This is a genomic window from Pedobacter westerhofensis, assembly GCF_900182595.1.
Classification (GTDB): domain Bacteria; phylum Bacteroidota; class Bacteroidia; order Sphingobacteriales; family Sphingobacteriaceae; genus Pedobacter; species Pedobacter westerhofensis.
The window spans coordinates 208,626-225,488 of sequence record NZ_FXTN01000010.1 but is presented as its reverse complement, the minus strand read 5'-3'; the positions used below and the strand labels follow the sequence as shown (position 1 = coordinate 225,488).

Sequence of the window (16,863 nt, the reverse complement as noted above, 5' to 3'; positions counted from 1 at the left end):
CTTATGCCCCCTGCTGTTAAGCGCTATGCGTCTGCCTCGTCCGACTGATCACCACTGCCTTGTTCATCAGAGAACTCGCGTGCCTTTTCATCGGCAGCTACATCGCCCTCTTTTTCGTTCTCTAAATTCTGATCCAAACGGTCGTTCCACTGGTCAATCCCTTCAGGTTTAACCTGGTCTTTTTCTGTTTTACTGTTCTGATTCTCCATAGTCGTTTAATAGTTTACTTCTGTCTCTTTTAGTAAAGGGGCCGGTTGCACGGTTCAAATGGCCGTGTGCCGATGCACTGATAAATATCATCACTGATACAGCAATGGCTGTCCAGGTTACCAGGGGGTGCAGTCCCCAGTTTTTTACGGCGATGCCCACAATTCCCCATACGCCTACATTTGCATATTCCCTCATGTTGCGTGTCCAGGTCATGGCTACAAATATAAATGCCGCGATCAGCAGGACCAGAACGGCCCATATTTCTGTGCTTACCGGTGCACCTGTCCAGTGTATTGCGGTCAGGTAAGCAGACACATTGATGATCAGCGCAACAGTGATCCATCCAAAATAAAGGCTGAAAGGCCACCAGATATAAAATATCACCGGATTGGGCGCATCCCATTTTTCCATCCTTGTATTGATCACGATCTTGAGGAGCGAGAAGAAAATCACCAGCATAATCAGGAGCGATAAGCCCGGCTGATCACTCGTAAATGCCCATACCCATGCTGCGTTGGCCAGATTGGCAATGATGAACCACCAGCCAATCCTGAGGATAAAATCACGTTTAAGGTCTTTCCTGAAAAGATCTGCGGCCTGATATACCGCGAAGGCAATCAGGAAAAGATAGATCAGTCCCCAGATGCCAAAGGCATAGCCGGCCGGGGTAAGCAGGTTATCATATTTTGCAGATATATCAGCGATAGAGGCTTTGCCCTGCTGACCGTTAAAAAGGTAGTTGATGCCAATCGTAAATAAAAGGGTAACAACGTTTAAGACCTGGAGAATTTTTTTCATGCGGGCAGGAGGTTTATCTTCTGTTGTTTAACAGCAGCGCGCCCACAAGGTTTTATAATTGCAAAAAATCCTCAATCCAGGATCACGAGGATATTGTCGGTCATCTTGCTCGAAACGGTTTTTGGCTCTCCGTCATCGATAGAAATAATCATCGACTGATCAAATTCCATCTTTTCAATTACTTTGATTTTAGAGCCTAAACCTACTTTCAGTTGTTTTAAATACTTTAAAAATGGGGTAGAAGTGTCCCTAACGCTGCCTACTTTGCATAACTGGTTCTCTTCCGCCTCGCTCAGCCGCTTATTGGCATATACCGGCATCTTCCCATTTTGTGCAGGTATAGGATCTCCATGGGGGTCTACAGAGGGGTTTCCTAAAAAATCATCAAGTTTCTTTGCCAGCTGTTCGTCGTGTATATGTTCCAGCTGTTCTGCAATATCATGCACCTCGTCCCATCCATATTGTAATTTTTCTACCAGAAAAACCTCCCAGAGCCTGTGTTTGCGGATAATATCCAGCGCAGAAGCCTCACCGGCAGGGCTCAGTATTGCTCCCTGAACTTTATCATAAGTGATCAGGTCCTTGTCCTGCAGCTTTTTCAGCATGTCAATAACTGAGGCTGGATTATTCTCCAACGCATCTGCAATAGCCTTTGGGCTCACTTTATTGTCAGTTTTCCCCAGGTGGTAAATGGCTTTAAGGTAGTTTTCTTCGGAATAGGTTTTCTTCATGATTCTGCTGATCAAACAAAAGTAAATAAATATTTGTCTAATCGTATAAATTAGTTATGTCTAATTATATATATTTGTCATGTCTAATTTAATGTAATTTACCTGACTAATAAAACTTATATGAAGCAACTAATTACTCTTATTTTTATATTGTTTCTTATCTTACTATCTGCTGAGCGGAGCATCGCTCAGCAGGCAAATCTTGCAGGGAACATTCGTGCCGGTGAAAAAGGGCTTAAGGGCGCAACCCTCAGCTTAAAGAAAACCACCTACAAAACTTTAACAGATCAGGAAGGTCATTACAGTTTTACAACTGTAGCAGCCGGAACTTACGAAATCAGCGTTACCGCAATAGGTTATATCACTCATCGTCAGCAAATCACTTTGGCTGCCGACAGTACGATGGCGCTGGATGTAGAAATGAGAGAGAAATCAGACGACCTGAATGAAGTGGTGGTTACAGGTACAATGAAAGCCGTACGTAAACTGGACAGTCCTGTTCCGGTAGAAGTATATACCCCAGCCTTTTTTCAGAAGAATCCAACTCCAAGCCTCTTCGAGGCAGTTGGCCTGATCAATGGCGTGCGCCCCCAGTTAAATTGTAATATCTGTAATACCGGTGATATTCATATCAATGGGCTGGAGGGAGCCTATACACTGATCCTGATTGACGGTATGCCCATTATCAGCAGCCTGTCTACGGTATATGGCCTCAGCGGGATTCCGAATAGCCTTGTGGATCACATTGAAGTGGTGAAAGGCCCGGCCTCTTCTCTCTATGGTTCGGAGGCGATGGGAGGGGTGATCAACGTGATTACAAAAAATGCGGTCAAAGCGCCCCTGTTTAGTTTTGATGCTTTTGGTACTACCTGGCAGGAATATAACCTGGATGCATCGGTTAAATTCAGCGGAAAGAATTTTCAAAGCCTGCTGGGAGTAAACTATTTTAACTATCAGCACCCAACAGACAAAAACGGCGATGGGTTTACCGATGTGACCTTACAGCACCGTATCTCTGTATTTAACAAATGGAATTTTGTGCGAAAAGAAAAACGTGAGGCAAGTCTGGCTGCCCGTTTTGTCAATGAAGATCGCTGGGGCGGGCAGATGAACTGGAATAAGGATTTCAGAGGCTCTGACAGTATTTATGGCGAAAGCATCTATACCCGCAGATGGGAACTGATCGGTTTATACCAGCTTCCGGTTAAAGAAAAAATTATGCTGCAGTTATCGTACAACTGGCATCATCAGAATTCATATTATGGTTACAATCCCTTTATCGCTACGCAGCAGGTGGGTTTTGCGCAAATGTACTGGGACAAAGAACTGGGAAAGAAACACAACCTGTTACTGGGGGCAACATACCGTTATACCTGGTATGATGACAATACACCTGCTACCTCATCCGCAAACGGGCTTCATAATATGCCTGCCACCACGCCTTTGCCCGGAATATTTATCCAGGATGAATGGAAGTTTTCGGAGCAGCAGACCTTGCTCACGGGCTACCGTTACGATTACGACCGTTACCACGGTAGCATACATTCCCCCCGGCTGGCCTATAAGTTTTCCCCTAATCCGATGAATACCCTAAGGGCAAGTTTCGGAACGGGCTTCCGCGTAGTGAATTTATTCACTGAAGATCATGCTGCGCTGACCGGGGCCAGGCAGGTAGTGATTGCCGAAGCGCTTAAACCAGAACGTTCATATAATGGAAACCTCAATTATGTGAAAAAGGTGCCCGCGGGATTTGGCCTGTTAAATTTAGATGTAACCGGCTTTTATTCCTATTTTACAAATAAGATTACGGGCGACTTTGACCAGGATCCGGACAAGATTATTTATGCCAACCTCAACGGGCATGCAATTTCAAGAGGGATTGCGGTCAATACAGAAATGACCTTCAATTCTCCTTTAAGGATCTCGGCCGGCCTTACCTGGTCTGACGTTTATCAGCTGGACAACAATGGCAATGGAACCGAAAAAACAAGGCAGCTGCATGCGCCAAAATGGAGTGGCAATTACCTGATATCTTATACTTTTCCGGGCGAATTTGTGGTTGATCTGACCGGGGTATATACAGGGCCGATGCGTTTGCCTGTCCAGCCCAGAGACTACCGTCCGGAATACTCGCCCTGGTTTACACTGGCCAATATCCAGCTCACGAAGAAATTTGACAACGGACTGGAGATCTATGGCGGAATAAAGAATATACTTAATTTTATACCAAAGTATGCTTTGATCAGGGCTTTTGATCCCTTTGATAAAACAGCGGCTGATCCGGTCAGCAATCCAAACGGATATACTTTTGATACTGAATACAATTACGCTCCATTGCAGGGAATCAGGGGATTTGCCGGTGTCCGTTATAACCTGTTCAAGTATTAATCATTTTTTTAAAACTATAAGCTATAAATTGCTGTTAGACCTTAATTAGTGTGTTTAATTTGAAATATGCTTTATATTTACGACCATTAAATGCCAATTCTGAATATCAATGCAAACGGATCCTGACAGCGACGCTGAACAATCAAAACAAGAGAAAGATGATCATACACATATACCGTATGATGGCTTTGTCAATGTGAATGATATTATCAGAAGAAGGCGCCAGTTGAGGAATGCCGACTTTAATGTCGCTGATGAAACCTGGGATGCCGACTTTAACCCGCTTCCAAAGCAGGGGCACGAAGAAAGTCCTGAGTAGATCAGGGACATTATTCACCTAACAAAATATACTGTTCATTGTTATGGTTGAATACAATATTGGCCCATGGATCATTACCTTGTTATTATAGCGATTATAGGGGTAGGAATTCTGGGAATGGCATGGATGCCTGCATTGACTGCTAAAACAAGAATTTCTTACTCTGTAATTTACCTGCTTTTAGGAATGCTGTTATACAGCATTTTTGATTTTCTGCCTGCCCCCAATCCCCGGGAGTATCCTGCGCTTACCATGCACCTTACAGAGCTCGTAGTCATTGTATCACTGATGTCTACAGGCTTAAAGATAGACCAGAAGTTTTCTTTTCGTGCCTGGCGTATTCCCTTCAGGCTGGTTACCATCACAATGTTCCTGTGTATTGCTGCTGTAGCCGCCATAGGTATCTTCTATTTCAATATGCCCCTGGCTACAGCTCTGCTGCTGGCGGCAGTTTTGTCTCCTACCGATCCTGTGCTGGCAACCGATGTGCAGGTGGGCGATCCCAACGAAGAAGACCGCGACAATGTGAAGTTCTCCCTTACAGCAGAGGCCGGGTTTAACGATGGCATGGCTTTTCCTTTTGTCTGGCTGGCTATCCTTATTGCCATGCACTCATTTGACGGGCAGCCGTTTATGGTCACCTGGGCCTGGAAACATGTAGCCTACCAGATCCTGGCAGGGCTCTTTGCCGGCTTTTTGCTGGGCAAACTACTGGCTTATATCCTGTTCACCCTTTCAAAAAAATATGAAACATTTGTTACACAGGATGGATTTGTCTCCATAGCCGCTACATTGATTGTTTATGGCTTAACGGAGCTGATCCACGGATATGGCTTTATCGCTGTATTTATTGCCGCATTAACCCTTCGGGCTTATGAAAGGGGAGACAGGTACCACAACCGGCTCCATGCCTTTTCTGATCAGATTGAGCGTATCCTGGTGGCCATTATGCTGATCTTGTTTGGCGGGAGCCTGGTACGGGGGATCATGAACAGCCTTACCTGGCCGATGGCCACATTTGGTGTGGCCTTTATCTTTGTGATCAGGCCGCTGTCAGGATTAATCGGGTTGATTGGCACCCGCCTTAAAATTCAGGAAAAGCTGGTGATCAGTTTTTTTGGTATCAGGGGAATGGGATCACTGTACTATCTGGCCTTTGCATTTAGTACTACCTTTTTTAAAAACCAGGATGAGTTATGGGCAATCGTAGCGTTTATCATATTGATTTCTATCGGGATCCACGGCCTTACTGCCGGTTTTACGTTCAGAAAGCTGGAAGAAGTATTACCTGATGATAATGAAATTCTGGCAAAATAGCCACGGTATACCGGTTTAGCAATTTCCCCGTTTATAAAATACTCAGAACAATAAACCGCTAAGCAGGTTTATCTGGTATAAACGAATAGCAACAGATTAATGGAATTTTTGCATACCCTGTTAGGAGAAGACATCAAAGCCGGACTTTTAATTATTTTAAACCTGATTGTTATAGAAAGCCTGCTTTCTGTAGACAATGCGGCGGTGCTGGCAACCATGGTAATGGACCTGCCCAAAGACCAGCGAAGCAAGGCCCTGAAGTACGGCATTATCGGTGCCTATATTTTCAGGGGGATTTGTCTGCTGATTGCATCATGGCTCGTTAAAATATGGTGGCTTAAGCCGCTGGGCGGATTCTATCTGTTATATCTTGCCATCAGTTATTTCTCTAAAAAGAAAGCTCTTCCCGAGCAGGAGGAAACCGTAGATAAAAAAAGGAATTTTATTTACAGGTCTACCGTAGGTATTTTGGGCGTGTTCTGGGCTACAGTGGCACTGGTGGAAGTGATGGACCTTGCTTTTTCTATCGACAATGTTTTCGCGGCAGTGGCTTTTACCGATCATATCGGGCTCATCTATATTGGAGTCTTTATCGGAATTCTTGCGATGCGCTTTGTTGCCCAGGGATTTGTGAAACTCATGGAGAAGTTCACGTTTCTGGAAACTGCAGCCTATACGGTGATCGGCATCCTGGGCTTAAAGCTCAGCTCTTCGCTGCTAACTCATTTTTACCCGGAGTTTTTTATATCGCGTTTTCTCGAAGGAGAACATGCAGATCTTTTCATCTCCCTGCTTACTGTTGCGATCTTCCTGCTGCCGGTTATCTCCTCCCTGTTGTTTAACTTCCCCAAAAAGCATATTGAAGATTAGTTTCTTAACATTCTGCCCATAAATGCGGGCAGGCAGCCTGTCAGGCAGATCAGCAAAAATCCTGAAACGTAATTTGCCCGCATTTTATTATTCAGGTTCAGTTGGTTAATTCAATTATTATTTGATAACTTTCTTGTATGTTAAATTATCCTGTAAAATGCTTTCAGGTGATTCAGATCAAGATACTCTCTAAACGCTGGTGTTATTTGTTAACCTAATAGTGTAAGCCGCTCCCAATTCTTTACAATTTGATAATATCAGAACATACTTGTGTTAAACTTGGAGGGACACCTTTGTGCAAAATTTATAAGGTTTTAGGTAAAACGATTTATGGAAAAAAACTACACGCCAATTTCCCGGTTCAGCAGTCAATTTCACTGGAAAGGTATCTTTTCGCTGATTTTGCTTGTGTTATTATCGGTGAGCGCCTTTGCACAGCAAACGGGCAGAATTGTAAAAGGAACAGTACTTGATGAGGCCAATGGCGCTTTGCCCGGAGTTACAGTCAGGGTAAAAGGAACTTCAACCGCAGTATCTACCAACCAGGATGGGGAGTATTCTATCAGGGTAAACAATGCACAGGATGTACTCGTTTTTATCATGCTTGGAACAGTAACGCAGGAAATACCTGTAGGAAGCAGAACAAATATAAGCCCGGTTTTAAAAGCGAATAGCAAAACACTGAACGACGTAGTGGTTATTGGTTATGGTAGTTCCAACAAGAAAGACCTTACAGGAGCGGTAGTATCTATAGGTTCTGAAGATTTCAACCAGGGTGTACTGGTAAGCCCGGCGCAATTGCTGCAGGGTAAAGTTGCCGGATTAAACGTAACCAAAAGCGGTGACCCTAATAAACAGCCATCTACCACCTTGAGAGGGCCTTCTACATTCCGTACAGGAGCTGCACAGGAACCGTTCTATGTAATTGACGGTGTTCCGGGAGCTTCAATCGATCTGTTGGCTCCTGCAGATATTGAAACCATTGACATCCTGAAAGATGCATCTTCTACAGCGATCTATGGTTCAAGGGCATCAAATGGGGTAATCATTGTAACTACTAAAAAATCCAAAGCAGGACAGGCCCGACTTTCTTACAGTGGTTATGGCGCTGTTGAAAATGTATCAAAAACTTATGATATGTTAACTGCGCCTGAGCTGCGTAAATATCTTGCAGATAATGGTCAGGCACCACTTACGGCTCTTGACGATGATGGTTCTGATACCGACTGGCAGAAACTGGTTGAAAGAACAGGCTATTCACAAAACCATAACGTTTCTTACGGTGGTTCAGGACAAGCTTCTGATTATGGTGCCAGCGTCAATTATTTAAACAATGAAGGGATACTGAAAAATACTTCATTGAAAAGAACAATTGTAAGAGGATACATCAACCAGCGTTTTTTCAATGACAGATTAAAATTGGGTGTTACGGTTTCAAACAGCTCCTCAAATAGTGGAGATGTTTATTCTCAGACAACCGCACTTTCAAACATGTTATTCTTTTTACCTACTGTAAGCCCGTTCAATGCAGACGGAAGTTATAAAGAAAATTATTTGAGAACAGGTAGCGGAACACGTAACCCGCTTTCTGTGGTTGACAATAACCTGGTAAAGATAAAAAATGAAAAAACACTGATCAATGGTACTGCGCAGGTAAATATCCTGGATGGATTAAAGTTCACTGCAAGTTTGTCTACACAAAAAGATCAGAGTAATAACAATACTTATTTAAACAGCCAATCCGGATTAGCCAGAAATGCAAATGGCGTGGCCATCAGATCTGAAGTTTTAAATACCACCAAAATTGCGGAGGGATATTTTAACTATGATAAAACATTTGGTAAACACAGTATGAAATTGCTGGCAGGTTATTCATGGCAGGAAGACAAAACCACTGACGGTTTTGGTCTGCAAACACAGGGCTTTACAAATGATCAGTTAGGTGCCAATAATCCGGCGCTATCCAATCCTACAGGACTTAGTCAGCTTACACTGGACCAGACTCTGGTTGCCTCTACGCTTAGGTTAATCTCTTTCTACGGTAGGGCGCAGTACAATTTTAATGAAAAGTATCTTTTAAACGCTTCATTGAGGAGAGATGGATCTTCTGCTTTTGGTCTGAACAGCCGTTGGGGATACTTCCCTGCTGCCTCTGTAGGATGGAGAATCATTTCCGAAGATTTCATGAAAAGTGTACCTGCAATCAGCGACTTAAAATTAAGGGCAGGTTGGGGTAAATCTGGAAATAGTCTTGGTTTCAACGCCTTTTCTTCGTTATTGGTTTATGGTGCCGGCAGTAAGTTTTATAATAATGGTTTGATCAGTAATGCGATCGGGCCGGTAAGAAATGAGAACCCTAATCTTAAATGGGAAGCTACTGCAACTTCAAACATAGGTGTAGATTTCGGATTGTTTAAAAACAGGATAACAGGTTCGGTAGATTATTACATCAAGAAAACGTCAGACCTGATCTATGATCAGTATGCTGTATCTACTACACAATATCCTACGAATGTAATTACTGCAAACGTTGGTAAGATCAAGAACTCAGGTATTGAAGTAACCTTAAATGCAGTAGCAGTTAAAACTCCAACTTTTAGCTGGACCACATCGCCGAATATTTCACACAATAAAAACGTAGTAGAAGCGCTATCTGATGCGATATATAAAATTGATTATATCCAGACTGCACAATTAGGCGGAAAAGGACAGTCGGGAAATTACAGCCAGATCATCCAGCCGGGAGAACCTTTGGGTACCTTCAAGCTCTGGAATTATGCAGGTAAAAACGCTGCTGGTATCAGTACCTATGTAAATGCTGCCGGACAAACTATCGCCAGCCAGCCTTTAACAACTGACATGAAAATTGCCGGTAATGCACAGCCTAAATATATCTATGGATGGAATAACAGTTTCAACTATAAAAAATGGGATTTGAACTTCCTTTTTCGCGGGGTATTGGGCAATAAGATCCTGAATGCAACTGCAGCAGGATTGAATACGCCGGCAGATGCCAAGCTGCAAAATGTACCAAGGTCTAGCTTAACTGAATCTTTCGCGGATGTGAATGCTTACCTGATCTCAGACAGATACCTGGAAAGCGGTTCTTACTTACGTTTGGACAATGCTACATTAGGATATACCATCAAGCCTAAATCACCAACAATCAAAGCTATCCGTCTTTATTTCTCTGCGAACAACGTATTCGTAATCACAAAATATTCAGGGATTGATCCGGAGATCGATATGGGCGGAGCAACACCTGGTATCGATAATAACAATTTTTACCCTAAAACGCGTACGCTGAGTTTCGGTGTGAACGCATCATTTTAATCATTTAGCCTTACAGAGATGAAGAAAATATATATATTAACTGCAGCATGTGCTGCAATTTTAGCCGCCACATCCTGCACTAAACTGGATGTAAAAGTGGAATCACAATACGTAAAAGACAATTTTCCTGTAACTTCTGCAGATTTTGCAGCATTTTACGGTACCATGTATTCCAACCTTTCGTCGTCCTATGGAGTTCCATACTGGAGAATGCAGGAATTGTCTACCGATGAAGCTATCTTGCCTGCAAGGGACGGTAACTTTGACGATGGTGGTCAATACAGACAACTGCATTACCACACCTGGACGTTTGATCATGCCAATGTGAAAACCGTATGGGAATGGGGATTTGGTGGAATTAATACCTGTAACCGTTTGATTGGGGCAACGGCCATCGCGCCTTCAACTGATGCCATAAAGCTTGCGGGAACTACAGAGGTGAAAACAATGCGTGCATTGTATTACTTCATGATGATGGATATCTACGGTAATGTACCTATTATCGAAAACTTCCCTGTTCCGGCAAATGCTCTCCCTGCTACTGTAAGCAGAGATAAGGTTTTCGAATTTATTGAAAAAGAATTACTTGCAGCAATTCCAAACCTGCCGCAGAAAACAACTTCCAATAATACGTTATACTATGGAAAACCAACGCGCGGCCTGGCTTTCGCATTATTGTCTAAAATGTACCTCAACGCTGAGGTATATACAGGAAAATCAAGGTATCCTGAAGCAGTTGCAATGGCTGATAGTGTATTGAAAAATACTGCCTATGCCCTGGATGCTAAATATTCTGATATTTTCGATGTAAACAATGGTCCTCAGATTACTGAAACTATTTTCGCTATCCCTTACGATCAGCAAATTCCGGGTAACCAGATCACAAGATTTGGTTTTTACCCTGCACTTGCCCCTGCATATGGTATCCCGGGCGTTGGTTTCAGTATCTCGATGAGTACAACTCCTGAGTTTTACGACACGTTTAATCTGACAAATGATATCCGTACTTCGTTCTGGCTGATTGGTAAACAATATGCTCCGGATGCAAACAGAAAACCTGATTTAACAAAACCAGTATTCAACGCAGGAACAACTACACAGATTGAGCTTACCAGAGACCTGATCCTAAAACCAGGTAAACCAATGGACGTAGGTAACACCGTAGCCGATCAGGCTAAAGGTATCCGTTCTGTAAAATACTGGCCTGATGTAAATGCCATCCAGGCAACACGTTTAAATGGTAATGATATGCCTTTCCTGCGTCTTGCCGATGTCATGCTGATGAAAGCTGAAGCGATCCTGCGTGGTGCCCCTGCAACTACAGTAAATGGCGAACTGCAAACTCCGCTGATCCTGATCAATAAAGTTCGTGCAAGGGCAGGAGCCGCTCTGGCAACAACTGTTACCCTGCAAAGCATCCTTGACGAAAGAGCAAGAGAACTTTCATGGGAAGCATGGAGAAGAAATGACCTGATCCGTTACGGACAGTTTGAAACAGAATATCCTTTACAAAATGATGTGCTGACAATGGATAAAAACACAACAAAAAGAATCTATCCTGTACCAACCTCAGAGTTGAGGCTCAATTCCAACCTGAAACAAAATCCAGGTTATTAATATCTAACTTAACAGCCGGTCCAGTACCGGCTGTTTTTATTTAAAACCAAATCGTATGTTAAAGACTCTATCCTGCGCAAGCCTGTTCCTTGCGCTTTCTGCATTTGCACCTAAAGATGGTAGCAACCTTCCTGAGAATGATAACCTGCCGATCAACAGGATCCAGGTCATTGGTTCGCACAATAGTTACAAAGTAGCAATTGATCCCCATTTGTTTAAAACATTCGCCCGGAAAGATTCGGTTTCTGCAAGCAGGATCGACTATGAACATATCCCCGTTACCCAACAGCTGGACAAAGGTCTCAGAAACCTGGAAATCGATGTATACGCAGATTCAAAAGGAGGAAAATATGCACATCCAAGGGGGCTCGACTGGGCGGCAGACCAGGCGCCGTATGACCTTGACCATGAAATGAACGCGCCCGGTTTTAAAGTATTCCATATCCAGGACCTGGATTTTCGCAGTGATTTCCTCACATTTAAAGACGGACTGGAAAAATTAAAAAAATGGTCTGATGCCAACCCTGATCATACACCAATATTTATCACCCTCGAACCCAAAGATAATATCATGAAAGGCGAAGGCTTTAGCGCCCCGGAGAAATTTACAGCCGAAACTTTTGAACAGCTGGACAAGGTGATTTTAGAGGGACTTGGTAAGGACAAAGTGATCACGCCGGACCAGGTGCGGGGTACATATAAAACGCTCGAAGCTGCGGTACTGCACAACAACTGGCCAATGCTGAAAGCCGCCAGGGGCAAGTTTATCTTTATCCTGGATGCGAAAGAAGAGAAGATGGAACTGTATATCAAGGGACACCCATCATTAAAAGGAAGAACGCTGTTTGCTAATGCGGCTGCAGGCAGGCCGGAAGCTGCGATGATGATCATCAACAATGCAAAAAGCCCGGAAATTCCTCAGTTGGTGAAAAAAGGATATATCATCCGCACCCGCGCAGATTCTGATACCCAGGAAGCAAGAGCGAACGACCGTTCTGCATTTGATGCTGCATGTGCCTCAGGTGCCCAGGTCATTACAACGGATTACTATCAGAAAAGTACCCACTTTAAATCCGATTATGAAGTAAGTTTCAAAGACGGAACATATTTCAGGCTAAATCCTTTATTTAACAATTAGTCTTTTTATCTAAATATCAGAAATGAAATACCAGATAATCAGTACACTTTTCCTTGCTGCCGTATCTTGGTCTGCTCCAGAAAATGCTCAGGGGCAGCATTCCTCAGCTGCAAATGCGCCAAAATCTTCAGCGCTGCAGGAAAAACATTTTTCTTTTGTAGATCCGATGATTGGCTCGGAAGGCCTTGGCCGTGTTTTTATAGGCCCCTCTTATCCTTTCGGCATGGTGAAGCCTTCTCCGGATTGCGGCACAGCCCCAAACAGCGGATGGCTGCCTGAACCAGTACCGGTAACAGGCTTTAGCCAACTACATGTGAGCGGAACCGGTGGCGGTCCCAAATACGGTAATATCCTGGTGATGCCATTTACAGGAGCACCAGACAATCAGGAGCAGTCATCACTGCGCGAAAAGGAAACGGTTAAACTAGGTTACTACAGCGTAGTCCTGAAAAAAAACCAGATCAAAACAGAGATTACTACCGCTGATAAAGTATCATTCTATAAGTTCAGTTACCCCGATGCCCGGACTAAAGCTTTAAAAATCGACGCGGGGTTTTTCCTGGGTGAGCAGCCCGTACCCGATGCCCGTGAAGCACAGCAGTTTGTTGGATCAGAAATAGAGCTGGTTTCGCCTACTGAAATCAGGGGCTACAGCCGTATCCGTGCGGGATGGAACAACGGAAGAGCGTATACTGTCTATTTTTATGCTGTGCTGGACCAGCCGGTAACTGCATATACCAGCTGGAAAGGCAAAAAGCTTTTCCCGGGACTTGCCATGCAGTATGACAGCAATGAGAAAACAGGATTGCTGCTGTCAGTTGGCGGATCTGCAACACAGCTGAATATGAAAATCGGTATTTCCTTCCTGAGCTCGCTAAAAGCAAAGGCGAATATCGAAAGGGAGATACCACACTGGAACTTTGACCAGGTGCTGGCCGGCTTACAAAACCAGTGGGAAGCATTATTCAGCCGGATTGAAATTGATCCGCAAGCCACCAAAACCCAACAGCAACTTTTCTATACCGGCCTTTACCATACGATGCTGATGCCTGTAAACCGTACAGGTGAAAATCCGTTATGGGCCAACGACCAACCTTATTACGATGATTTTTATACCCTATGGGACACTTTCAGAACTTCGAATCCACTGATCACGCTGATTTCTCCGCTGAGGGAAGCAGAGATCGTGAATGCGCTGATCGATATTTACAAACATGACGGTTATCTGCCCGATGGCAGGAGCGGGAACGCAAACGGAAGAACGCAGGGTGGTTCACATGCCGAGGTAGTGATTGCTGATGCTTATGTAAAAAAACTGCCAGGCATTGACTATGAAATGGCTCTCGAAGCCATGCTAAAGGATGCTACCGTTCCGCCGGGAGGAAACGAAGAGCAGGAAGGCCGCGGTGGTCTGACCGAGTATAACCGCCTGGGCTATGTCCCTTTTTCTGTAGTAAGGTCGGGCAACCGCACTGTAGATTATGCTTATAATGACTATAACATCGCCACAGTGGCGAAAGGGTTAAACCACAGGAAAATATTCGACCGTTTTATCAAGCAGTCGGCCAACTGGAGAAACCTCTGGCGCGACGATTACATCCATGAAGGTTCCAAAGGATTTATCCTGCCCAGAGATGCCAGTGGCAAATGGCTGGATACCATTGCCTATGGAAATTCCGAAATACAGCACCCCACATACATTTATACCCCGCTCACCCGCGAAACACCCTGGTATGCCTGTCACTGGTGCGGCTTTTTCTACGAAGGGACCTCCTGGGAGTACTCCTTCAGCATTCCACATGAAATACCGGCCCTGATCTTTAAATCAGGCGGTAATGATGCTTTCAGAAAAAGACTTGATACCTTTTTTGATAAAAAGTTTTATAACGTAGCAAATGAACCGTCCTTCCTTACGCCCACTTTGTATCACTGGATCGGCAGGCCCGACCTCAGTTCATTGCGCATCAGGCAGATCATTGCCGCAAGTTATAACACCAGCCGCAATGGCCTGCCCGGCAATGATGATTCGGGCGCAATGTCTTCTTGGCTTGCATTCCATATGATCGGCCTGTATCCCAATGCGGGGCAGGATTATTACCTCATCAATTCCCCTTTGTTAAAACAGACCATATTTCACCAGGAGAACGGGAAGGATTTTAAAGTGATTGCCAAGGGATTGTCAGACAAGAATGTGTATATCAAATCCGCCAGGCTGAACGGAAAGGTCTTTAACCAGGCCTGGATCAAACATGAGGATATCGTAAAAGGCGGGGAGCTGGTCCTGGAGATGGATGCCGCGCCCTCATCCTGGGGAACTCAGATTTTACCACCCTTAAGCCTTAAACCATGATCAGGAAAATAACATATCTATTAATGCTGAGCCTGATGTTCAGTTCTGCATTTGCTCAGCAAAACCCTGTTGCCATTAAACAGGGTACCCAGCTGGATTACAAGTTCTTCTTATACGGACAAACTGTTGGCATTGGGATGACCGTCAGATCTGTTACCGATAGTGTGCTGCTGGACTGGAACCTGAGGGGCATGGCTTTTGGCAGTTACCTGGTTTCTAAAGAAGGATTTGAAAACGGCAACAAGCTTAATTTTATACAGCCTACACCATCTGCCGTATTGCGGCTGGCACCTGATGAAACTTTTGCAGTGATCTCCAAAGCTGCATTCAGGTTGTTAAAGAAAGATAAAAAGTTTGTTTACAACAATACCACTTATGTATTACAGGATGACAAAAAGCTGCCTCCATTTAAAGTGGGCGACCATGAAACGGACGTATTACATGTAACCGGTGTAGAAGAACATGGCGAGCTATGGATCTTAAATGATCCGGATTTCCCGCTGATCTGTCAGATGAAGAATAATCCAGTGGGCATCAACTTTACAATTGTAGCCATCAGATAGCGCTGCTGCATATATTCATTGCAATTATATATTTACTAATTGCAATAACATTGCAGGAATGACCGGATGAAATTGTCTTATCATTCTGACGGAGCCTCTGAAATTGAATATCCGAAAACTGAATATCTGAAAATCTTCCTGCAAGGTTTTATTCAGGCGACGAAAAAGAGAAAATATCACGGTACAATGCCTCTGTAAAGTGTGTAGCTTTTTGAGGCATTGCATTGTGATACACTATCTTTGATTTACTGAAATTTTTTCTGGTCGTTTACTTCCAGCCAGTGCCCGTCGGGATCCTGGAAATAGATCTGTTTAACCCCATCAACCCTGATGGTTGGTGCTTTTGCAGTTCCTTCCCAGTTGATATAGCTCAGCTTCTGCTGATCAAGTTTTGCTATGAAATCTGTAATAGAAGCCACACTAAAACACAGGTGCTCGTTTTTATCATATTTGACACCAGATTTTGCACCGCTGATCAGGTGCATCTGTCCGGCTGCGCCCAAAGAAAACCATACGTGCCTGCCGTCCTTAAAAGGCTCTTCTATTTTTTGAAGATTCAAAAGCGTTTCATAAAAGGCGGCACTTCTATTCAGGTCAGAGACATATACCGCAATATGGTTTAGCGTGGCTCCCGGTTGATTTGAAGCTGTTTGTGCAGCAGAGCGGTTAAGGGATAGAAGAATAACAGCGAAGGTAAGGATTGCAGTGATTGGTTTCATTTGGTTAGTATTATTTAATTAGCATCTGTAATTTACAAATTCATTCTTACAAATTGTATGTTCATTGCACATTCCTGAAAACCAATATATATAAAGTTTGTTATCTCCGTGATACAATTTACCTACAGAAAAAAATATTAAAGACATGGAAGATAAAACTGAATATCCTGGAAAGGACCAGCCAGAAAAACAAGACATCCCATCTATTCCGAAGGAGCAGGAAGAAGTTGAATTTGAAAACCCAAGCATAGATCCGGGTTTTGACACCACCTATGATTCTCCTGAAGAAGATGAATCTCCAGAACCAAACGAATCTCCAGAACCAAACGAATCTCCGGAAAGCAAGAAGCCGGTAGCAGACAATGAAAAAGGCAATGATGCCCTCAATTATAACAATGACAGGGAGAACGGCGCATATAATCCAAAGAATATCTGATAGATTTCTGTTACAGCCTAAGCATTTTAGCTGCAGCTTACCGCTCTAAAACTTTACAAATAATCAAATTACCC

The 16,863-nt window shown here is 43.7% G+C and carries 14 protein-coding genes; 10 read left to right on the top strand and 4 right to left on the bottom strand.

What is annotated here, in order from left to right; translation table 11 throughout:
* Nucleotides 1–23 precede the first annotated feature (23 nt).
* From FN831_RS19730 to FN831_RS19720, 3 genes are all read right to left on the bottom strand, one after another.
* Nucleotides 24–209 (bottom strand): hypothetical protein, encoded by a 186-nt coding sequence (locus FN831_RS19730; RefSeq protein ID WP_142529915.1) that lies wholly within the window; start codon nt 207–209, stop codon nt 24–26.
* The gene (locus FN831_RS19725) at nt 190–1,008 is read right to left on the bottom strand and encodes a tryptophan-rich sensory protein (RefSeq protein ID WP_142529914.1); all 819 of its coding nucleotides are present in this window, start codon (nt 1,006–1,008) and stop codon (nt 190–192) included. Before FN831_RS19725 ends, FN831_RS19730 begins: the two co-directional genes overlap by 20 nt.
* Before the next feature lie 71 nt (nt 1,009–1,079).
* Complete coding sequence (locus FN831_RS19720; protein WP_142529913.1) at nt 1,080–1,739, bottom strand: metal-dependent transcriptional regulator; 660 nt, start codon at nt 1,737–1,739, stop codon at nt 1,080–1,082.
* Nucleotides 1,740–1,859: 120 nt separating this feature from the next.
* Here FN831_RS19720 and FN831_RS19715 point away from each other — a divergent pair, with 120 nt between their 5' ends.
* The 9 genes from FN831_RS19715 (at nt 1,860) to FN831_RS19675 (ending at nt 15,634) form a co-directional block, all read left to right on the top strand.
* Nucleotides 1,860–4,127, top strand: coding sequence for a TonB-dependent receptor (locus FN831_RS19715; protein WP_142529912.1), 2,268 nt, complete (start codon nt 1,860–1,862; stop codon nt 4,125–4,127).
* Between the two features lie 109 nt (nt 4,128–4,236).
* Nucleotides 4,237–4,446, top strand: coding sequence for a hypothetical protein (locus tag FN831_RS19710; protein ID WP_142529911.1), 210 nt, complete (start codon nt 4,237–4,239; stop codon nt 4,444–4,446).
* 66 nt (nt 4,447–4,512) lie between these two features.
* Nucleotides 4,513–5,763 (top strand): cation:proton antiporter, encoded by a 1,251-nt coding sequence (locus FN831_RS19705; RefSeq protein WP_142529910.1) that lies wholly within the window; start codon nt 4,513–4,515, stop codon nt 5,761–5,763.
* Between the two features lie 99 nt (nt 5,764–5,862).
* Nucleotides 5,863–6,633 (top strand): TerC family protein, encoded by a 771-nt coding sequence (locus tag FN831_RS19700; protein WP_142529909.1) that lies wholly within the window; start codon nt 5,863–5,865, stop codon nt 6,631–6,633.
* 330 nt (nt 6,634–6,963) lie between these two features.
* Nucleotides 6,964–9,966, top strand: coding sequence for a SusC/RagA family TonB-linked outer membrane protein (locus FN831_RS19695; RefSeq protein WP_142529908.1), 3,003 nt, complete (start codon nt 6,964–6,966; stop codon nt 9,964–9,966).
* A gap of 18 nt (nt 9,967–9,984) precedes the next feature.
* Nucleotides 9,985–11,583, top strand: a complete 1,599-nt coding sequence (locus FN831_RS19690; RefSeq protein ID WP_142529907.1) for a RagB/SusD family nutrient uptake outer membrane protein — start codon at nt 9,985–9,987, stop codon at nt 11,581–11,583.
* Between the two features lie 55 nt (nt 11,584–11,638).
* Nucleotides 11,639–12,721: a phosphatidylinositol-specific phospholipase C1-like protein gene (locus FN831_RS19685; RefSeq protein ID WP_142529906.1), complete on the top strand. Its 1,083-nt coding sequence runs from the start codon at nt 11,639–11,641 to the stop codon at nt 12,719–12,721.
* Nucleotides 12,722–12,743: 22 nt separating this feature from the next.
* Nucleotides 12,744–15,071, top strand: a complete 2,328-nt coding sequence (locus tag FN831_RS19680) for a GH92 family glycosyl hydrolase (RefSeq protein ID WP_142529905.1) — start codon at nt 12,744–12,746, stop codon at nt 15,069–15,071.
* Complete coding sequence (locus FN831_RS19675) at nt 15,068–15,634, top strand: hypothetical protein (protein WP_142529904.1); 567 nt, start codon at nt 15,068–15,070, stop codon at nt 15,632–15,634. Before FN831_RS19680 ends, FN831_RS19675 begins: the two co-directional genes overlap by 4 nt.
* A gap of 245 nt (nt 15,635–15,879) precedes the next feature.
* Here FN831_RS19675 and FN831_RS19670 read toward each other — a convergent pair whose 3' ends face one another.
* Nucleotides 15,880–16,353, bottom strand: a complete 474-nt coding sequence (locus FN831_RS19670) for a VOC family protein (protein ID WP_142529903.1) — start codon at nt 16,351–16,353, stop codon at nt 15,880–15,882.
* Nucleotides 16,354–16,498: 145 nt separating this feature from the next.
* Between FN831_RS19670 and FN831_RS19665 the strand changes: the two genes are divergently transcribed.
* Nucleotides 16,499–16,789 carry a hypothetical protein gene (locus FN831_RS19665; protein ID WP_142529902.1) on the top strand — a complete coding sequence of 97 codons (291 nt, stop codon included), beginning with the start codon at nt 16,499–16,501 and terminating at the stop codon, nt 16,787–16,789.
* Nucleotides 16,790–16,863: the final 74 nt, after the last annotated feature.